The sequence below is a fragment of the Psychroserpens sp. BH13MA-6 genome (genome assembly GCF_052983595.1).
In genome coordinates this window covers 44,995-63,697 of the sequence record NZ_JBRJGE010000005.1, presented here as the reverse complement: position 1 = coordinate 63,697, position 18,703 = coordinate 44,995, and the positions used below count along the sequence as shown (strand labels likewise).

General features: G+C 36.4%; 22 protein-coding genes and 1 other RNA gene. 13 read left to right on the top strand and 10 right to left on the bottom strand.

Annotation, left to right across the window (positions count from 1 at the left end; genetic code table 11):
- Positions 1–29 precede the first annotated feature (29 nt).
- The 3 genes from ACU8DI_RS11550 to ACU8DI_RS11540 are packed head-to-tail and all read right to left on the bottom strand — an operon-like array spanning position 30 to position 3,411.
- On the bottom strand, positions 30–1,334 hold the full coding sequence (locus ACU8DI_RS11550; protein ID WP_447112938.1) for an O-antigen translocase: 1,305 nt from the start codon (positions 1,332–1,334) through the stop codon (positions 30–32).
- On the bottom strand, positions 1,335–2,438 hold the full coding sequence (locus tag ACU8DI_RS11545) for a DegT/DnrJ/EryC1/StrS family aminotransferase (RefSeq protein ID WP_447112937.1): 1,104 nt from the start codon (positions 2,436–2,438) through the stop codon (positions 1,335–1,337).
- Complete coding sequence (locus tag ACU8DI_RS11540; protein ID WP_447112936.1) at positions 2,431–3,411, bottom strand: GNAT family N-acetyltransferase; 981 nt, start codon at positions 3,409–3,411, stop codon at positions 2,431–2,433. The genes ACU8DI_RS11545 and ACU8DI_RS11540 overlap by 8 nt, the downstream gene beginning before the upstream one ends.
- Before the next feature lie 67 nt (positions 3,412–3,478).
- Between ACU8DI_RS11540 and ACU8DI_RS11535 the strand changes: the two genes are divergently transcribed.
- On the top strand, positions 3,479–4,777 hold the full coding sequence (locus tag ACU8DI_RS11535) for a hypothetical protein (RefSeq protein ID WP_447112935.1): 1,299 nt from the start codon (positions 3,479–3,481) through the stop codon (positions 4,775–4,777).
- 57 nt (positions 4,778–4,834) lie between these two features.
- Here the strand turns inward: ACU8DI_RS11535 and typA are convergent, their stop codons facing one another.
- The gene (gene typA, locus ACU8DI_RS11530) at positions 4,835–6,634 is read right to left on the bottom strand and encodes a translational GTPase TypA (RefSeq protein WP_447112934.1); all 1,800 of its coding nucleotides are present in this window, start codon (positions 6,632–6,634) and stop codon (positions 4,835–4,837) included.
- A 311-nt stretch (positions 6,635–6,945) separates the two neighbouring features.
- Between typA and ACU8DI_RS11525 the strand changes: the two genes are divergently transcribed.
- Genes ACU8DI_RS11525 through ACU8DI_RS11515 form a run of 3 tightly spaced genes read left to right on the top strand, consistent with a single transcriptional unit; the run spans position 6,946 to position 8,639 of the window.
- Complete coding sequence (locus tag ACU8DI_RS11525) at positions 6,946–7,305, top strand: hypothetical protein (RefSeq protein WP_447112933.1); 360 nt, start codon at positions 6,946–6,948, stop codon at positions 7,303–7,305.
- Positions 7,306–7,343: 38 nt separating this feature from the next.
- Entirely contained in the window at positions 7,344–8,162 is an 819-nt protein-coding gene (gene kdsA, locus ACU8DI_RS11520) for a 3-deoxy-8-phosphooctulonate synthase (RefSeq protein WP_447112932.1), read from the top strand.
- Positions 8,163–8,165: 3 nt separating this feature from the next.
- Complete coding sequence (locus ACU8DI_RS11515) at positions 8,166–8,639, top strand: GNAT family N-acetyltransferase (RefSeq protein ID WP_447112931.1); 474 nt, start codon at positions 8,166–8,168, stop codon at positions 8,637–8,639.
- Between the two features lie 2 nt (positions 8,640–8,641).
- Here the strand turns inward: ACU8DI_RS11515 and ACU8DI_RS11510 are convergent, their stop codons facing one another.
- A complete protein-coding gene (locus tag ACU8DI_RS11510; protein ID WP_447112930.1) occupies positions 8,642–9,001 on the bottom strand; it encodes a DUF1801 domain-containing protein in 360 nt (119 codons plus the stop codon).
- Positions 9,002–9,091: 90 nt separating this feature from the next.
- Here ACU8DI_RS11510 and ACU8DI_RS11505 point away from each other — a divergent pair, with 90 nt between their 5' ends.
- From ACU8DI_RS11505 to ACU8DI_RS11470, 8 genes are read left to right on the top strand one after another with little or no spacing between them, the layout of a single operon-like run.
- Positions 9,092–9,700 (top strand): hypothetical protein, encoded by a 609-nt coding sequence (locus tag ACU8DI_RS11505; protein ID WP_447112929.1) that lies wholly within the window; start codon positions 9,092–9,094, stop codon positions 9,698–9,700.
- A 50-nt stretch (positions 9,701–9,750) separates the two neighbouring features.
- Positions 9,751–10,008 (top strand): hypothetical protein, encoded by a 258-nt coding sequence (locus ACU8DI_RS11500; RefSeq protein WP_447112928.1) that lies wholly within the window; start codon positions 9,751–9,753, stop codon positions 10,006–10,008.
- A gap of 59 nt (positions 10,009–10,067) precedes the next feature.
- Positions 10,068–10,361 carry a winged helix-turn-helix domain-containing protein gene (locus ACU8DI_RS11495; protein WP_447112927.1) on the top strand — a complete coding sequence of 98 codons (294 nt, stop codon included), beginning with the start codon at positions 10,068–10,070 and terminating at the stop codon, positions 10,359–10,361.
- 55 nt (positions 10,362–10,416) lie between these two features.
- Entirely contained in the window at positions 10,417–11,823 is a 1,407-nt protein-coding gene (locus tag ACU8DI_RS11490; RefSeq protein WP_447112926.1) for a DUF4153 domain-containing protein, read from the top strand.
- Positions 11,820–12,203, top strand: coding sequence for a hypothetical protein (locus ACU8DI_RS11485; RefSeq protein WP_447112925.1), 384 nt, complete (start codon positions 11,820–11,822; stop codon positions 12,201–12,203). The genes ACU8DI_RS11490 and ACU8DI_RS11485 overlap by 4 nt, the downstream gene beginning before the upstream one ends.
- Positions 12,190–12,831: a SanA/YdcF family protein gene (locus ACU8DI_RS11480; RefSeq protein ID WP_447112924.1), complete on the top strand. Its 642-nt coding sequence runs from the start codon at positions 12,190–12,192 to the stop codon at positions 12,829–12,831. The genes ACU8DI_RS11485 and ACU8DI_RS11480 overlap by 14 nt, the downstream gene beginning before the upstream one ends.
- Positions 12,828–13,211: a ribosomal maturation YjgA family protein gene (locus ACU8DI_RS11475; protein ID WP_447112923.1), complete on the top strand. Its 384-nt coding sequence runs from the start codon at positions 12,828–12,830 to the stop codon at positions 13,209–13,211. Before ACU8DI_RS11480 ends, ACU8DI_RS11475 begins: the two co-directional genes overlap by 4 nt.
- Positions 13,199–13,855, top strand: coding sequence for a DUF1361 domain-containing protein (locus ACU8DI_RS11470; RefSeq protein WP_447112922.1), 657 nt, complete (start codon positions 13,199–13,201; stop codon positions 13,853–13,855). The genes ACU8DI_RS11475 and ACU8DI_RS11470 overlap by 13 nt, the downstream gene beginning before the upstream one ends.
- A 14-nt stretch (positions 13,856–13,869) precedes the next feature.
- Here the strand turns inward: ACU8DI_RS11470 and ACU8DI_RS11465 are convergent, their stop codons facing one another.
- On the bottom strand, positions 13,870–15,075 hold the full coding sequence (locus tag ACU8DI_RS11465; protein WP_447112921.1) for an NAD(P)-dependent oxidoreductase: 1,206 nt from the start codon (positions 15,073–15,075) through the stop codon (positions 13,870–13,872).
- Between the two features lie 61 nt (positions 15,076–15,136).
- Positions 15,137–15,349: a DUF2945 domain-containing protein gene (locus ACU8DI_RS11460; protein ID WP_447113080.1), complete on the bottom strand. Its 213-nt coding sequence runs from the start codon at positions 15,347–15,349 to the stop codon at positions 15,137–15,139.
- Between the two features lie 238 nt (positions 15,350–15,587).
- Between ACU8DI_RS11460 and ssrA the strand changes: the two genes are divergently transcribed.
- Positions 15,588–15,983: a transfer-messenger RNA gene (ssrA, locus tag ACU8DI_RS11455) on the top strand.
- 164 nt (positions 15,984–16,147) lie between these two features.
- Here the strand turns inward: ssrA and ACU8DI_RS11450 are convergent.
- The 3 genes from ACU8DI_RS11450 to ACU8DI_RS11440 form a co-directional block, all read right to left on the bottom strand.
- Positions 16,148–16,675 (bottom strand): hypothetical protein, encoded by a 528-nt coding sequence (locus tag ACU8DI_RS11450; RefSeq protein ID WP_447112920.1) that lies wholly within the window; start codon positions 16,673–16,675, stop codon positions 16,148–16,150.
- Between the two features lie 214 nt (positions 16,676–16,889).
- A complete protein-coding gene (locus ACU8DI_RS11445) occupies positions 16,890–17,525 on the bottom strand; it encodes a DUF1444 family protein (RefSeq protein WP_447112919.1) in 636 nt (211 codons plus the stop codon).
- A gap of 119 nt (positions 17,526–17,644) precedes the next feature.
- Positions 17,645–18,493 (bottom strand): hypothetical protein, encoded by an 849-nt coding sequence (locus tag ACU8DI_RS11440; protein WP_447112918.1) that lies wholly within the window; start codon positions 18,491–18,493, stop codon positions 17,645–17,647.
- Positions 18,494–18,703: the final 210 nt, after the last annotated feature.

Sequence of the window (18,703 nt, the reverse complement as noted above, 5' to 3'; positions counted from 1 at the left end):
TCCGTATGAATAAACTACATTTTGAGTTACTATTCTTTATACTCTTCCGGAATAATTCCGAAGAGCGATGTTCCAAAAATAAGCAACACAATACCAAAATGCATTAAATAGCTTACAAAATGACCAATTACCGCGCCTTCAACACCAAATACATCAATGAGATACACACTTGAAATATAAAGCATGATCACGAGAAATACCTCTATGATAATAAAGTGCGTGAACATTTTTTTAGCAAGAAATTGGTAGGCAATGACTAATGACAAGACCTTGACAAAATCTCCTAAAAGTTGCCATAAGAATAAGTTTTCAACGGGTTGAAATTCTTCAGAAAAAATTAAAGGTACGATATAAGGTTTCAGCAGGTATATGATCAAAAGTCCTAGACCAAAAATAGGCATCACCGATTTATAAAATCCTAACACTTCTTTTCTAAATTCTCTTTTACTTTTAATTTCCGCAAACCTAGGCACAACGTACAATGTGATAATAGATGTAATAAACATCAAGTAATAGTCAGAAATTCGATTCATGGCTTCCCAATAACCGGCTTCCTTGAGCCCTATTTCTGAGATGATATAATTACGGATACAAATAGAAATTAATGGAACAGCAATTGCCGTAACCAAAGCCATAGCAGCATACGGTCCAAAAACCTTTAATATTTTAAAGCGTATATGATCAACTTTGATATACGTCATTAAATTACGTCTGTTGATAATACCAACCAAGGTGATTAAAAATATAAGAGATGGTGCAATGACTGCAGCGACAAGGGCTCCATCGATATTATCTTCATAGATTAAAAGTAAGGTCACCAATAGCCCTAAGATTTGCCCTATGATGTTAATGATGAGGAGCATTTTATAATTAGAAAAGCCATTCATGATGGAAAAACTCATCATATTCAACGCATAAAATGGCAGTGCGAGCGCTAAAACCTGAATGACATACGCATAATTGTAGTTGGCTGAAAATAATAGGTCGTTAATAAACTGGGCATTGTAATAACACAGAAACGCCATAATCACTGTCGAGAAAAAGCAGACGTAATAAGCGGTAGACAAGGTCTCACTCAACTTTTTACTATCATCCTTGACCTTAGCAATGGTTTTAACAACACCATTGTAAAAACCGAGGATAGAAATTGATTGAACCGCACTCAAAAAGTTCCTGAGATTTCCGATAAGTGCCATACCCTCAACACCAATAAAAATAGCAATCGCCTTGGAAGTTAATATCCCAGCTATGATTTTGGTAACAATAGTTGCTGAATTGAGATGCGCAACTTTAAACAATACATTAGTATTAATGTATTTAATTAAGTTCTTCAATTAATAATTATTTAGGGCATTAATAATTGTTTCTATGTCACTATCCGTCATTACAGGACTAAGAGGGATACTTATAACCGTCCTGTGAATGGATTCCGTTATGGGCAAATATAGAGATTTAAATGGCAATAGTGCTTTTTGATGATGTGGTGGCTTGGGATAATGAATCAAATAGCCGATGTTGTTTTGCTCTAAATGACTCATAAAATGAGACCTATCCTCTACCCGAATCACAAAAACATGGAAGACATGATCGTCTGTGTTTGAATAGTAGGGCAACTTAATTTTAGGATTATTGATGCCTTGGATATATCGACGTGCAATCTCTCGTCGTCTATCATTATCTGCATCTAACTTCGGGAGTTTTATATTGAGAAAGCCAGCTTGTAATTCATCTAATCGGCTATTGATACCCAATTTTTCATTGATATACTTTTTTGAACTGCCGTAATTGTGCAGCAGCTTGATGCAATCAGCCAGTTCAGCATCATTCGTGGTTACAGCTCCTGCATCGCCTAAGGCTCCTAAATTTTTAGTAGGGTAAAAACTAAATCCAGCAGCATGAGACAGATTTCCTGCTTTCTTACCTTCGGAAGTAGCTAATGCACCATGAGCCTGAGCAGCATCTTCAATCACCAATAAACCATGTGATTTTGCAATGGCATTAATCGCTTTCATGTCGGCTAATTGTCCATAAAGATGAACGGCCATCACTGCTTTTACATTAGGCGTTATGTGTTTTTCAATCTCTGAAATTGAGATGTTAAACGTGGCTTCATCTGGCTCTACAAACACAGGTTTTAAACCGGCATTGATAACCGACAATATACTTGCGATATAGGTATTTGCTGGCACTAAGACCTCATCACCGATCTCTAGTTTACCTAATTCAATATAAGCTTTGAAAATGAGGGTTAGCGCGTCTAATCCGTTTGCAACTCCCACACAATAGTTCGTTCCACAATAGTCTGCGAAATTCTTTTCAAAGGAACGTACCTCATCGCCTTTGATATAGTATCCTGATTTTAGAAAGGATTTGAATTGAGCGGCAAATGCGTCTTCAAATCGCTGGTTGATTTTGTTTAAATCTAAGAACTTAATCATCAATTTGTATTTTCAAGATATCTTGGGAATAGGTTTTGCATCCTAATTCTTGCTTTTGTTTCAACATGCCTTCATTGATTCCCAATTCTGAATTATCATCAACTGTTCCCATGGAAAAATATTGCATGCCATCGGCCTCATATTTTCGAATTAAATATACAAAAAGCATATCCAAAGCATATTCCTTTTCTCCTTTGGCTGTGGCTATCCCATATTGGGATTTGACAACAGTGCCTTTGTTGAATATGGTTATTCCAGCTAAAATATCATCGCCATGATACATATTATACTGAAGAATGCGATCCTTGAAGCAGCCATGCAAATAAACCATTTCTTGCAAGGTATGAACCGGTTTAGACTGATGCTTTTCCGCAAGTCTAGGAATAAGCACCTGATTCCAAAACCTTTCAAACTCAGAAAAACCCGTACGAATCTCAAATCCCTTCGACTCTAATTTTCGAAAGCGTTTCAATTTCGTCTTATGAATGGTATAATCGGAATGATAAGGTAGTGCTAAAACGGTCGACTTTTGGAGTATTTCAATGTTGTAATGTTTTAAAAGCTCAGTATCGGTAAAATCAAATTCGTTACCATAAAAATCTGGCAGTTTCTTGATTTCAAGAGACAGCACCTCATTTATTTTGAGACATGCCATAAGCACTTTTAAAGATCTGATCTTTACATCACGTGTTGTCTGTTGCGAAAACACCAATCCGCCATAACTCAGTCCTCGATGGGAGTAAACAAACGGACCATCTTTATGAGCTGGCAGCACAGCTATTAATTCATTGGAATGAAAGAACATTAATGAGAAATCATCAAAACGTTCTTGATGATACTCCATAAAATCACGGTGAAATAAAAATGTAGCGCACTTGGATCGGTCTATAAAATCGTTCCAATCTGTTTTGTAACTCGAATCATACTTAAAAATCGTATAATCTGCGGTCTTATATAAAGGTCTGTTTGTCAACAATAGTGCTTTTATGCAATGATAAAACTAAAATTATTATTTAATTTTACCTAAAGTTACTGTGATTATGAACAAAACCCTAGTAAAAGCACTTTATAAATGGTCGTCGCTTTTTATATATATTGCTGTTGCTATTTGTTGTATTTCACGTTCAGCTATGTACCTTCCAGACTCTGAGGGATACTTGAGTATGTCTATCATAAGATCAGCTGCTTATCCTCTTTTTTTAAATACGGTAAAGTTGGTCTTTGGATCTTGGTTCGAAACGGCTATTGTGATATTACAGACCTTACTAGGCCTTTTAGCTGTAGATTATTTTATTAAAAAATTAAAAGCAGTCATTCATCTTCATAACCTATGGTACTTGCTTCTAACAATCCTATTGTTAACACCCTACGTTTACAATCATCTCGTTGCTAATTATATTTTGTCTGAAGCCTTAGCCTATCCGTTATATCTGGTCATTGTTGCACAACTCATGTGTATTACACTCACTAAAAATCCTAAAGATTTCAAATTCGCATTACCACTAATTTTTATCCTAATGCTCACACGAAGTCAATTCTTTTTTTTAGTACCTGTGGCCATGTTAGTTTGGTTTTACATTTCATATAGACCAAAGTCGTACAAACAAAACGCTTGGTTTCTTATCGCACTCATATGCCTTCCTTTTCTGACTTCACTAGCCGATAAATGTTATCATAGTCTCAAGCATGATTATTTTGTAAGCACACCATGGACAGGTATTGTGGTAATTTCAGCTCCTTTATACGTAGCCGACAAAGAAGACGCGACTGTTTTTACTTCAGAAAACGAACAAGAGTACTTCAATAAAGTTTACGAAGCGCTAGAACGTCAACATTTGAACATCTATCACTTAGATCCAGCATACCAATCTGAAACGAGTTTACCCTATATTAACTCCTATACATCCATTGCCAATGAAACTGTTTTGCCAGTAGCACAAAGTCATGTCGGAAATCAACTTTCCTACAATGAAACACTTATAGAAGTGGACCAATTGACCAAGCAAATGGCTATGCCGTTGTTATTAGATAACTTCAAACCCTGGTTGCAACTATACCTCAAAAATGTAATTCATGCCTTTGGAAATGCGCGCTATTTTTTACTGATGATCATGCTATTGTTAGCAGCGATGATTTCAGTATACAGAACAACATCTCATGCAAGTCTGGCGATGACTTTGGGATTGCTTTTACTTTTTACCAATATAGCTGTGGTGGCCATTGGTATACATACCGTCAAGCGCTATACGTTCTACAACGATTGGGTGATTTTTTTCGTACTATTCTTATTGATACATGCGTTCATGAATCCTAAAAATACCATCGAAAAACTTCAATAAAGACATAAAAAAAAGAACCTAATTCCTTAGGTTCTTTTAATTTTTAATTGTCATTTGTTAGACAATTTTATTTCGTTTACGATCCACTTCTTTTAAATAGATTTTTCGCAGTCGTAAATGATTTGGTGTTACTTCCACGTATTCATCTTTTTGGATATACTCCAAGGCTTCTTCTAAAGAAAATTTAATAGCTGGAACAATCTTCGCTTTATCATCAGCACCAGCACTTCGTACGTTACTCAACTTTTTAGTTTTGGTCACATTAACGGTCATATCATCACCTCGAGAATTTTCGCCAATAACCTGACCTTCATAAATATCTTCTCCTGGATCGATAAAGAATTTCCCACGATCTTGTAATTTATCAATGGAGTAAGGGATGGCCTGACCATTTTCCATAGACACCAAACTTCCGTTTTGACGTTCAGGAATACCACCTTTTAGTGGTTGGTATTCTTTAAACCTGTGTGCCATGATGGCTTCTCCTGCAGTTGCTGTTAAAAGCTGATTACGCAAACCAATGATACCTCTTGAAGGCACGATAAATTCACACACCATACGTTCGCCTTTGGCTTCCATACTTAGCATTTCACCTTTACGCATGGTCACCATTTCAATAGCTTTACCAGATACTTCTTCTGGTAAGTCTATGGTCATTTCTTCAACAGGTTCACATTTCACACCATCAATTTCTTTGATGATCACTTGTGGTTGTCCAATTTGAAGCTCATAACCTTCACGTCTCATGGTTTCAATTAACACCGATAAATGCAAAACACCACGTCCGTACACCATAAATTTATCGGCACTATTGGTGTCTTCAACTCTGAGCGCTAGATTTTTCTCTAATTCTTTAGTCAAACGTTCCTTGATATGTCTCGACGTCACATATTTACCGTCTTTTCCGAAGAACGGTGAATCATTAATTGTAAACAGCATACTCATCGTTGGTTCATCTATGGCAATCGTTTTTAAACCTTCAGGGTTTTCCCAATCCGCCACAGTGTCACCAATTTCGAAACCTTCTAATCCAACAATCGCACAAATATCACCAGCTTGAACTTCGTCCACTTTTAAACGTCCGAGACCTTCAAAAACATGAAGCTCCTTTATTTTCGATTTCACAATCTTGCCATCTCGTTTTACTAACGAAATATTTTGTCCGACTTTCAACTCGCCTCGCGTTAATCTTCCGATAGCAATACGACCCGTAAATGATGAGAAATCTAAGGATGTAATCAACATTTGCGTCGTGCCTTCTTCAATTTTTGGTTCAGGAATATGTTCAATCACCATATCCAAAAGTGGCTCTATATTTTCAGTTTCGTTTTGCCAATCGTCACTCATCCAATTGTTTTTCGCCGAACCATAAACGGTTGGAAAATCCAATTGCCATTCTTCAGCGCCTAATTCAAACATCAAATCAAACACCTTTTCATGAACTTCATCAGGCGTACAATTTTCTTTGTCGACTTTGTTTATCACCACACAAGGTTTTAATCCAAGATCAATTGCTTTTTGCAATACAAATCGTGTTTGAGGCATTGGTCCTTCAAACGCATCTACTAATAATAAAACACCATCAGCCATATTAAGAACACGTTCCACTTCACCTCCAAAATCGGCGTGACCAGGTGTATCGATAATATTAATTTTTGTGTCTTTATAAACCACAGAAACGTTTTTAGACGTGATAGTAATACCGCGTTCTCTTTCCAAATCATTATTATCGAGAATTAAATCTCCTGTGTTTTCGTTTTCACGAAACAACTGACAATGATACATGATTTTATCAACCAAGGTTGTTTTACCGTGGTCTACGTGTGCAATAATTGCAATGTTTTTAATATTAGCCATAATGATGCCTTAATTTAAGCGTGCAAAGGTACGTTAAATTCTGTTTAAATATCGATTCTACTGAAAATAAAACCAGACAGCATTTAAAATTTAAAAATTCTCTGGTTAATTAGCTGGATATCAAGAACTCATTGCCGTTAAAAGAACAAGCTAAATAGCACTAAATTGCAGCAATTAGTTAATTAAATGTTATAACTATAATTCAACATAATTTTGAATCGCCAACAACGTTATCTTTATGATTGATTAATAGTAAATAGCCAAAGAACCAACCTATTTAATAGGCCATTTACATCTGAAACTACAGACAGATGGAACGATTTAACACCTACTCAAAATTTGTGCCTTACCTCTATTTTTTGGTGGTCATAGCCTACTGGTTCACCGACCTCAATAAAAGTGAAGGCATTAAAGCATATCCTATTTTATTATTTGGAATCCCATTTTTGTGGCAACTCATAAAACCCAATAACAAGCTTAATTTCACCTTGGGAATGACCTTTGTATGTCTCTCTTCTTATATGATTTTGGCTTATCTTTCAGATGTGTTTAACATCGTGAACTTGTCAATTCAAACTAAGCAATTTGTGTTTTATGGTGGGCTATTTGTTGTGGCAAATTTCATTATGGCACTTTGGATGATAAGAAATAGTCTTAATAGAAGCTTTTAATATGTATCTTTGCTGCTGAAATTGAAAATTCAAGCCAAATGCAGTTATCAGAGGTTCCTAAATTAAAACACACCAATTCCAACAACTTTTTTCTTTTATGTGGTCCATGTGCTATTGAAAGCGAAGATATGGCTTTGCGTATTGCAGAAAAAGTTATGAGCATTACCGACAAGCTCGAAATTCCCTATGTTTTCAAAGGTAGTTTTAAAAAAGCCAATCGTAGTAGAATTGATAGTTTTACAGGAATTGGTGATGAAAAAGCTTTAAAGATTCTGCAGAAAGTTTCACAGACGTTTGACATTCCAACAGTGACAGATATCCATGAAGTTTCGGATGCTGAAAAAGCCGCGGTATACGTTGATGTCCTTCAAATACCTGCGTTTTTAGTACGTCAAACTGATTTGGTGGTTGCTGCAGCGAAAACACATAAAGTGGTCAACCTAAAAAAAGGACAGTTTATGAGTCCGGAAGCCATGAAACATGCCGTGCAAAAGGTAAAAGATTCAGGTAGTGATAAGGCATGGATTACAGACAGAGGCACGATGTTTGGCTATCAAGATATGATTGTAGATTTCAGAGGTATTCCAACCATGCGTGCATATGCTCCCACTATTTTGGATGTTACCCATTCGTTACAACAGCCAAATCAAAGTGTTGGTGTGACAGGTGGCCGACCAGAAATGATTGAAACGATTGCCAGAGCAGGTGTAGTAAATCATGTAGATGGTTTGTTTATCGAAACGCATTTTGATCCAGCCAATGCGAAAAGTGATGGAGCCAATATGTTACACTTAGATAATCTAGAACGATTATTAACCAATTTGGTGGCTATCAGAAACACCGTAAATCAGTTATAAACAATGTTGGATCACATGGAAATCAGGGAAGCCACTTTAGAGGATATTCCTGAAATAACGGCTTTATTTCGGGACACCATCCGAACGGTGAATAGACAGCACTACTCCGAAAAACAAATAGAAATTTGGTCATCAGGTGCTGACGACATTGACAAATGGAAAGATCGCATCTCAAACTTATATTTTATTGTAGCGGAAGTAGATGGGCAAATTGTGGGATTCGCCTATTTAAAAAATGGCAATTACTTAGATGGTTTGTTTGTACATAAGGATTTCCAGCGTCAAACCATTGCGTCCAAATTACTGCGCATTATGGAATCTCGAGTGTCCATCAATGGATTTGACATGATCAAATCTGATGTTAGTATTACAGCCTTGGATTTCTTCGATTCTCATTTCTATGAAGTAGAAAAAAAGCAGAAAAAATCTTTTAAGGGGATGGTTTTTGAGAACTATATTGTGTACAAAGAATTGTAATTTTATTTTAAAAAGGATGTGTTTGGATGCTTTGCCACCTCTCGCATCACGGCAATAAAAAGCTCGTCATCGATATCTGATAGAGATTTGTAACGTAACGATCTTACTACTTTCCTATTTTCTGACACTAAATGTTCTTCGTAGGCTGTTAGATGAGAGGCATGCCAAATACCAACATCCACGAAATCCTTACTTTGATTGAAATAGCATATAGGTCTGCCCTCTACATAAAAACAAGGAATTCGCCATTTGTATAACATTTCAGCTTGTGGAAACGTATAAGACATCAGCATTTGCAAATGCAACAAAATGGATTTATAGGGTTCCGGTTGCTTTAATATATACGATTCCGCTGGCTTCATAAGAGCGATGTTTAAGAATATAAAATTAACAAAAAATTAGTGGTGAAAATTCAATTAAATTTATTTACTTTGTAATTCAAAGTACTTTTTATGGAATCAAAAAACTATTTAGAAGATATCAACGAGATTAAAAACATGATGAATCGATCGTCACGTTTTATATCTCTAAGTGGTCTATCTGGCATTCTTGCCGGAATTTATGCGCTTATTGGTGCTTTTGTAGCCTATTATTTGGTGACCAATTCCGTGCGAGGTTATCTCATATTAGATGGGAGCATTTTTAGAATTTGTGTCGCTATTCTTATCGGCGTGGCTGTGCTGAGTGTTGGTACGGGAATTTATATGACCACCAAAAAAGCCAAGAAAAACGGTGAAAAAATTTGGGATAGTTCCTCCAAGCGATTGCTCATTAATTTTTTGATACCCTTAGTAACGGGTGGCTTGTATATTCTAATCATTTTAAATCAAGAACGCTATGGGCATACTGCTGCATTGATGTTGATTTTTTACGGATTAGCATTAATCAACGCTTCAAAATATAGTTTAGGTGATATTAGGTATCTTGGCTACACTGAGGTGATATTGGGCTTAATTTGCGCTTTAATTCCTAGCTATGGCTTTTGGTTCTGGGTCCTAGGATTCGGCATCATGCATATTGTGTATGGCAGCATCATGCATTTTAAATATGACGTCAAATAAAACTAAACATCGAAATTATGTACATACAAAATAAACGTTTATACAGTCTCTTGGGAGTCGCAGTATTCGTACTTTTAATACCTTTGGTTGGGATGCAATTTTCTGAAGCTGTCCGTTGGACGCTATCTGATTTTGTCCTAGCCGCAATCTTGTTAATTGGAACCGCCATTAGTGTGGAATTGATATTAAGGACCATTAAAACACGTCAAAGTCGGATCCTTTTGGTACTGAGTCTTTTGACGGTGTTAGCACTGATATGGATCGAACTCGCTGTTGGTATATTTGGCAGCCCATGGGCAGGTAGTTAAAGCATCGAAGATCAACTTATCAAAGTCACCTTTTACCAAGTTAAAACAGAACACGCATTTTGAGCATCATCAACAACATCAATAAAGTATTTGACCATCGTATCCGATTGGGAATCATGTCGATTCTTATGGTGAATGAATATGCCGATTTTAATATGCTCAAAGAATTATTAGGTGCGACTGATGGCAACTTAGCAAGCCATACCAAAGCTCTCGAAAAAGCAGAGTACATCAGCGTTGAAAAACAGTTTATAGGTAGAAAGCCGAATACGCGTTACGCGACGACCAAATCAGGAAGAGCAGCCTTTAAAAGTCATATAGAAGCACTAGAAAAATTAATCAATAAACAATAAATCATTTTTTTTACACGTTTACTTTGAAATACAAAGTACTTTAAAACCATTCATCATGAAACAAGCCATTCTTATTCTTGCCTCCTTTCTCTTTAGTATTTTATTCTTTGAAAAATCTATCGGATTGAACCTATCCATTTTTTCCATCTGTACTATTGGTATTTTAATTGCTCATAATCCCAAAATATTTCGACATAAGTCGCTTATTTTTTTAAGCTTCACTTATGCCCTTACGGCTGTTGTCGTATTTGTGCAAGGTTCGAGCTTGTCTATCATCGCTAACTGCATTGTCTTTTTTACGTTAGTGGGCGCCACTTCACAGCAACACACCTCTGTATATGTGACTTGGCTCAATGGTTTGTACAGTACCATTGCAGGATTTTTCCATAGGAATTTCGAAGTAAATGAGACGGATGAAAAGGTCAAAATAAAAAAAGACATCGATGTTTTGCACTTGGTAAAATTGATTGGCATTCCGCTCATCTTTATAATCACTTTCACTTTGCTCTACAAAAATGGCAACCCTATGTTCAGTGATTTTATCTCTAAGATTGACTTTAGTTTTATCAATCTTCAATGGCTACTATTCACAGTATTAGGCTATTTTCTCTTTCAAAACATTTCCAAACCTGTTCGTGTGGAACCAGCCACCTCACAGGATCAAAACACATCCAACGACTTACGTCCACCAAATCATATTTCAGAAGAAAAGCTAAGAAAAGAAAAACAAATTGGCACCACACTCCTCATGCTTTTAAACACGCTTCTCGTGTTTTATATAGTCACCGACATTACCTATTTATTCACAGCTGAAATTACCCGTGCTTCTGAGCTTTCAAATCAAGTTCACACTGGTATAAACACACTCATTGCCTCGATCGTTATTGCCATTTTAATTATCCTATATTATTTTAGAGGTGACCTGAATTTCTACAGTAAAAATCGGAATTTAAAGCGTTTAACTTACTTATGGATTATCTTAAATATCTCACTTATTGTATTGATAGCCATCAAAAACCACAACTATATTACGGCTTTTGGTCTCACCTATAAACGCATTGGCGTTCATGTTTATTTGTTCTTGGCTTTAGTAGGTTTAGTCACAACATTTTTCAAAGTGCTTCAACTAAAAAACCTCGCTTATTTATTCAGAATGAATACCAAAATAGCATTCGCGGTTCTAGTCATTTCTAGTGCTTTAAATTGGGATAAACTCATAACAGACTATAATATCAATGTCGCTGAGTCTTTCGATATTCATTACCTCCTCAACCTCTCTAATCGCAATGCAAACCTGCTATATCACTATAAAGATAAGATGGACATACCTGAATCTACCAAAAATAGAATCGCCACGAAATATCGAAATAACCTACGTGAACACCTACAGTACGATTGGCAGGAATATTCATTGGAAACCTTTCAACTGGAGTCTCAACAACAAACCACGACCGCGCCATGAATTTTCCTACTGTCATAGCAAAATCATGCTTATTAGCCGCTGTAATTCTTTGGCTCATCATAGCAACCGAAGGCATAGATATACAAACTATCCCAATAATGTTCTTAACATTAATACCTGTATTTATGGTAAGTACGCTTTGTATCTTAACCACTATATGTCCGTTTTTTTGGATGGGCAAAAAGAAAGGATTTGACAAGCGACATATCTTTAAGATCTATTATCCTTTTTATGCGATAATGACTTTCGGGATAAGCGCCTTTGGAATCATTTCGTCAAATTTTGATGTGTATTCTATTGCCTTTTTCACATCAGCCTTTATAACTTCCAATCAAGCCTGGGTTTGGTTGTCAAAAACAAAAGTAAATGAAACGTCTTAAAAAATTAGTGAAAATGTCCCTATTACTTGGCGCATTGCTCCTAGTCGGATTAATCATTACGAATAAAATGATTAGCCATCAGGCCGAAAGCTACGTTTATGATAGAGTCTCTGATATTCCTAAAAACAAGGTAGGATTACTTTTAGGAACCATTAAATATTTGCCCAATGGTCAAATTAACCTTTATTACCGCTATCGTATAGATGCCACAGTCAAACTATTCAATGCGGGAAAAATCGATTATGTATTAGTGAGTGGTGACAACGGTCGTAAGACTTATGATGAGCCTACAACATTCAAAAAGGATCTTATGGCGCATGGCATCCCTGAAGATCGCATCATACTCGATTATGCAGGTTTTAGAACTTTAGATTCTGTGATTCGATCAGAGGCAATTTTCGGACAAGATTCCATTACTATTATCTCACAAAAGTTTCACAATGAACGCGCCGTCTATTTGGCCAAACATCACGATATTAGTGCCATTGCTTATAATGCTCAAGCCATCGTTGGAAGCTATGGATTAAAGGTACAACTTCGAGAATACTTAGCGAGAGCGAAAGCATCTTTAGATGTCTTGTTTGATGTCCAACCAAAATATTTAGGTGATACAATTGATATTCCATGAGTTTAAAGTTTCATAAAACATTTTTCGTAGCGAGCCTTCTCTTATTTCTAGTTGAAGTAGCCATCGCCATTTGGCTTAAAGACGGTTTTATCAGACATACCTTTGGCGATTATCTGGTCGTCATCCTGATGTATTGTGCCATCCGTAGTATAATTGAAACGACACCTATTGTGGTTGCCATCGTGGTTCTAGGTATTGCCTTTGCGATTGAATTTCTACAACTTGCCAACCTATTAGACTATTTACATTTGAGAGATCATCAGCTAGCTGTGCTTCTTTTAGGTAGCACTTTTGAAATTTCCGACCTTATCGCCTACTTCTTAGGCGTCATCACTATTTTCTTAATTGACACAAAAATCAAAATTATATGGACACCATAAAAACACTCATTCTCAACCGGTTTAAGATCTTATCCTTATTAACTGTATCTATGGCTCTAAGCATCATTTTATTGATGGTTAGAATGAAAATTCATCAATCCTTTTACTTATTATTTCTAGTATGGAACCTATTTTTAGCCATCATCCCATTCGCTATTACCACCTTACTTTCTAGCAAAATAAAATTACATAAGCTAACCTTATTCATCAGCTTTGGTGTGTGGTTGCTATTTTTACCGAACGCACCTTACATTGTGACCGACTTATTGCATTTAACACGTACCAATCAACATTTTTTATGGTTAGATATTTTGGTGATTATGTCCTTTGCTTTTAACGGATTACTCCTATTTTTTCTATCCCTTTTTGATATGGAAACGCTATTAAAACAACACCTTCACCCAAAGCTTATGACGCCATTAATGCTAGGTATTTTTGGGCTATCTGCTTTTGGCGTTTACTTAGGACGCTTTTTACGTTACAATTCTTGGGAAATTTTGCATCAACCGTTAGACATTATTGTAGATGCTGTTTTACTTATTATAGAGCCAAACCTTGAAGCCTGGGTTTTCACCTTGACTTTTGCCTCCTTTTTAGCTGTTTCCTACTGGCTCGTCAAGGCCTTATCGCATCGAATTATTTAAACGGAATCTGACATTTACTTGCCATCCACGTAGTCTTGCAGGTATTTAAAACGTTCGGTGAGTTGCCCATTGTTGGTAGTGATTTTTGCACGTTTTAAAATCCCGCGTTCATCGTCATTAAAAAAGGCAGGAATCACGCTTTCTAAAAACATCTCACCAAAACCTTCACTCGCATCTTTGGGAAGCTCACAAGGTAAATTGTCAACAGCCATGACAGTTATGGCCTTATCCGCATCATAAGCCACCTCACTTTCGGTAGTTGGATCATAACCATAAAACGGATCGGCTATGGTGGATGGCCGAATCGTTGAAGCTACGGGTCCGTCGATATCGCAGGAAATATCAGCTACCAAATTAATTCTAAAATCAAGGTGTTTAGCATCGGCTCTCGTAAATAAGTAAGGCGCATTATTACCATAAAAATGGCCAGCTATAAAGTAGTCGGTTTGTTTGGCATACGGCATAAAGTTGCTTTCGTAGCCACTCGGATCTTTATAAAATGCCCACTTATCGCCTACTTTACCGTCTTTTCGTTTATTGTACTCCATAACGTCAATCATGCAATAGACAGGTTCTGAAAATTGCGAGGTCAAATACAAGGCATCACTCACCTCTTTGATCTTAAGATGATCTAATATCTCTTTGGCACCCATGGCGACTTTCCCGGTTCCTGATAATACAATTTTGATATTCGGTATGGTAATTTTATCCAATTCGCGTTTTACCGCTTCTAAATCGGTAAGCGTTTCCACCTTTGGCAATTGAAAGAGTCCGTCTCTTAATCCCAACGCTCGAAACCCATTATAAGCGCCTACCAATCCTGCATAGCGACCAAAACCAATTAATCGCGCACCACTTTTTTTAACGATGGTCTCATGGTCATACATTTCGATATGCTTATCGAGCATGGCCTTGAGTAATTTCCGGTTATAGGGTTGCTTTTTAATGGTATGTGAAAAATAGAAATACTTTTTATTCGGAATCAAGGCGTCGACAGGGACTTCTTTCACACCAATCATGACATCGGCATCCGACACATCATCGGTCACTGTAAATCCCTTTTCGCGATAGGCATCATCTGAAAACACACGAATATCAGAAGACTCCACAACAAATTCTGCCTGAGGAAATGCCAGTTGGGCTTCTACTAGTTTTTCGGGTGAAAAGACCACGCGTCGGTCTGGTGGGTTTTTACGTTCTTTTATAATTGCGAATTTCATGACTGATAATTTTGCACGAAAATAAGCGGATTTTATGGCTTTAGCAAGTGGTGTTTAAGAATCAGTTGGTACGTGTGACTTCACTTTCGCTTTTAAGGACATGCGTCCCATCCTCCTGCTCAATATACAAGGCTTTATTACCTGCTTCGCCGTGCCTCGTCACCTCGTTTCCCTTGATGGTTTTAGTCACTTTTTGCGTATAACTTTCTTTAACTTTTCCCGAGGCTGTGCCGTTGCCCCATTGCCATTGTACTTTTGTCCCTTCTTTGATCATAATGCTTTGTTTTACTTTAAAAATAAGGGTTTGTACTGACATATTTTCTTAAAATACTATTAAAACCAGCTTGGTATGGGTTTTGCACTAGTATTTTTGTAAATTCGCAATCCTTAAAACGTTTGTGCGTTTTTTGGAAGTGTTAGCGTTAAGGATGGAGGCATTGTTGGAGCTCCTCAAAGAGAGCGACTGCCGAGAGCCTGACCTGAAAGGGAACGCCAGCATGATTACCTAAAATGGGGTCGACTGGTTTTGACAGCGAGACTCATTAAACGGTAAGCACGTCGTGTAACGACCATGAGACACGTAAAAGGCTAGGTCAACTTTTTAAACGGCGAGAATAACTACGCTTTAGCTGCGTAATCTGAATTACAGTAAGATTGTGCTAGTTCCTACTAGGTAGGAAGGCTAAATGTCTCCAGAAAGCCTTGGTTAGTGGCGTTCTATTTAGAGGCATCGTAAAAATTAACTAAGATCGTATAGCGCTTTGATGTACGGTCGAGATTTAAAAGCTAAGTGTTAGGTAGGTTGTCTTTTGCCAGCCTGACATCTAAAAAACAAGGAAAGACTAAACGTGTAGAAAGCTCTTTAATAGCTTGTTTGGACGAGAGTTCGATTCTCTCCGACTCCACTTTTCAAAACCTCAACTAATTGTGAATCAATTTTTTGAGGTTTTTTGTTCGTCAAAATTTAGTCAACAAACAGTAAAAAGCGGCTATAATCAGACTAAATGATTCTTTGGGCAATTTAAAATTATCAGCGAAGTAATTAATTATATGCGGTGTTGTACTCAGTTTTTTATTTTTTCAGATACCAAGACCTGTCTTTTAATTCAGTCAAATCATTTGCAGGAATACCATTCAATTCAGTCATCTTATTACAAATCTGTTCGAAGCTCCCTCCGTTAAAAGCAATTTCTCCAATGTGGTCAGTTTCTCCAAATCCGCCTGCACCAATTAATATTTCATCCGATGACCTAAATTCATTACATAATTCCAAAAGAATTTTAAACAACTCTCTTGATACGTTTTTATCATTAATATACAAACTTGAAAATCGTTCTATTGCACCAATACATATTGTTTTATCGTAAATGTCAATACTAAAAATATCTCCTTCTCCTGTAATATATTCAGGATTTCCATTTTCGGCAGGAATAAGACTAATCCACCACTCACTATTTACGTTTTCCTTAAAAGTTCCGTGCTTTTCCAAATGTAAATATTCAGATTTTAGTCTGTCAAAAACACTTTTTAGTTTTTCTTTTACTTCTTCAATCGAATAATTATTTTCTTTCGGAATGAAACAGTCTATATGTGTACCCATAGTTTGTTTTCAAATTAACCTCAACTTAATTGTGTATGAATAGTGGCGTGTTCCAGCACCTATTTTAGCAAATACAAACCAAATAGACACGAGCGAAGCGAACTGTGCGTAGCAAAAATCCGCGAGACACGAGCATGCAGTGTGAACTGTGCGTTGGCAAATTTTAGTAATTAGGCTAGAACGAGCAATTAATCATAGACATTGTTGGGCACAGCTATTTTTTTTCTTCAATAATTCCGTTTTCATAAGTGAATAATTTTTTCGAAAGTAACCTTTCTCCGTCTTTGTGGATTTCCTCAATCATTGATTTTAGTCCCTCAACACTTTGTTCATTACTTGATTCCACAAACACTATTAAGTCTTTTGCTGGTACAGCAAAGACAATAGATTCACCTAATTTTTCATTAATCATACTCCAAATTTCTGGAAGGGTCATAAGGGATGCTTCGTGGTCTCCGCCACAAGAAAATCCAATTCCACCGAATGAAGTATTATGTATCTGTGTTTTGTCGGCAACAAATTTTATCAAATTATCGTGAGCAAATTGGTCAAGTTCTTCAATTCCGATATTTTCGGGCATTTGTCGTTTTTGTAATAGTTCAAAATGACTGCCTTTGTCAATTCCATAAAAACAAAGAAGGTCGCCAGCAATCGTTTTAAAAACAGGTTGGTCATCGCCTATAAATTCAAAATCAGCCTCTTTATGATTTTCGGAAGTTGCTACTTTAATGACAGGGAAAATTTTGGAACTTATGCTTTTAAATTCTTTATCGACTTTTGATTTTTCTTGTCCAAATAGATTAAACATTGTGAAAGTAATTAATGTTAGTGTAATCCATTTAATTTTCATAATTCAGTTTTTTGTAATTACACACTACGGGTTTGTTTATGGATCGTAACGTGCAAATTAGCGATAACTTTTCGGTAAGCAACTGATTAGCTAAGAGCTATATACGTTGTTAGCATTTGTTATTTTATCAGAGTGTAATTGATTAGTTCATTATTTTTTTCGTCAACTAAACTCAAACTTCCATCTTCGCCATAGACATACTTCCAGCCAAATGGTTCGTTTACAATTCTGTATTCTTTCGATGACTTCTTTGTCTTAAGTAGTTCAAGTTTTTGAATTCTCCCGTATTTTTTTAAATATAAATTATTATCAGACATTTTTATAATGGAAAATTCGCCTTCGTCAATTCGTTCTTTGGATGATTGTGGATACCATCTATTAAGGACTGCAATCTCACTCAATTTCCGCAATTCATTTTGGTTTTGAAACGATTTTAGAAGTTCATCAATGATATCTAAAGTTTCTATCTCACTTAATTTACTGACAAGAATTGGATATTTTTTTTCTTGATTGAATAGTGAATAATTGTAAAAAGTTTGCGACACACTTTCAAGTTGATATGCAGGGTATTTTCCACCAAAACTTTCTATAGCTCCTCCAATTTCTGCGCACTTTTCAATTATAGGCCAATAAGCTATTTGACTTTGACCAATGTAGTTATGAGAAAGATTGAGTATTGGTAAAAAACCACTATAACCTTTAGAGTTATATCCTTTAGTTCCATGAATATCGAAAATTAAAGCTGACTTAATCATATTCGATATCGAAATACTGTCAGCAATTTTTAAATCGCTTGTGTTGACCAAAATTTCTTGGTCAATTTTATGCAAGTCATGCCAGTATTCGTTTACTTGTGTATCTGTTTTCAGCTGTTCAATTTCCGCACGATATTCTTGAATTGGGATTTGCGAGAAGCCTAAACTTACTGAAAGCAGAATTGTTAATAAAATGGCAATGCTCTTTTTCATAATAAATGCTAACGTAATTGTGTATGATTAGTTGCGGAATTTCAGCCGAAGCGCTTTGCGCTCGGATGAGCCGTTTACGGCGAAAATTCCGCGGGACAAAAAGTGCGAGGCTGAGCCAGCAATTCTTTCCGAGTTTTAAAGATAGTGAATTATGTGAGAATTTTTCCTCGTCTTAAACACCTACCGCAATTAATTATACACGGTGTTAGC

Coding starts and splice junctions, on each gene's coding strand:
- ACU8DI_RS11545 (WP_447112937.1), bottom strand. CDS start 2,438: ATGATTAAGTTCTTAGATTTAAACAAAATCAACCAGCGATTTGAAGAC.
- ACU8DI_RS11535 (WP_447112935.1), top strand. CDS start 3,479: ATGAACAAAACCCTAGTAAAAGCACTTTATAAATGGTCGTCGCTTTTT.
- typA (WP_447112934.1), bottom strand. CDS start 6,634: ATGGCTAATATTAAAAACATTGCAATTATTGCACACGTAGACCACGGT.
- ACU8DI_RS11525 (WP_447112933.1), top strand. CDS start 6,946: ATGGAACGATTTAACACCTACTCAAAATTTGTGCCTTACCTCTATTTT.
- kdsA (WP_447112932.1), top strand. CDS start 7,344: ATGCAGTTATCAGAGGTTCCTAAATTAAAACACACCAATTCCAACAAC.
- ACU8DI_RS11515 (WP_447112931.1), top strand. CDS start 8,166: ATGTTGGATCACATGGAAATCAGGGAAGCCACTTTAGAGGATATTCCT.
- ACU8DI_RS11510 (WP_447112930.1), bottom strand. CDS start 9,001: ATGAAGCCAGCGGAATCGTATATATTAAAGCAACCGGAACCCTATAAA.
- ACU8DI_RS11505 (WP_447112929.1), top strand. CDS start 9,092: ATGGAATCAAAAAACTATTTAGAAGATATCAACGAGATTAAAAACATG.
- ACU8DI_RS11490 (WP_447112926.1), top strand. CDS start 10,417: ATGAAACAAGCCATTCTTATTCTTGCCTCCTTTCTCTTTAGTATTTTA.
- ACU8DI_RS11485 (WP_447112925.1), top strand. CDS start 11,820: ATGAATTTTCCTACTGTCATAGCAAAATCATGCTTATTAGCCGCTGTA.
- ACU8DI_RS11480 (WP_447112924.1), top strand. CDS start 12,190: ATGAAACGTCTTAAAAAATTAGTGAAAATGTCCCTATTACTTGGCGCA.
- ACU8DI_RS11475 (WP_447112923.1), top strand. CDS start 12,828: ATGAGTTTAAAGTTTCATAAAACATTTTTCGTAGCGAGCCTTCTCTTA.
- ACU8DI_RS11470 (WP_447112922.1), top strand. CDS start 13,199: ATGGACACCATAAAAACACTCATTCTCAACCGGTTTAAGATCTTATCC.
- ACU8DI_RS11465 (WP_447112921.1), bottom strand. CDS start 15,075: ATGAAATTCGCAATTATAAAAGAACGTAAAAACCCACCAGACCGACGC.
- ACU8DI_RS11460 (WP_447113080.1), bottom strand. CDS start 15,349: ATGATCAAAGAAGGGACAAAAGTACAATGGCAATGGGGCAACGGCACA.
- ACU8DI_RS11450 (WP_447112920.1), bottom strand. CDS start 16,675: ATGGGTACACATATAGACTGTTTCATTCCGAAAGAAAATAATTATTCG.
- ACU8DI_RS11445 (WP_447112919.1), bottom strand. CDS start 17,525: ATGAAAATTAAATGGATTACACTAACATTAATTACTTTCACAATGTTT.
- ACU8DI_RS11440 (WP_447112918.1), bottom strand. CDS start 18,493: ATGAAAAAGAGCATTGCCATTTTATTAACAATTCTGCTTTCAGTAAGT.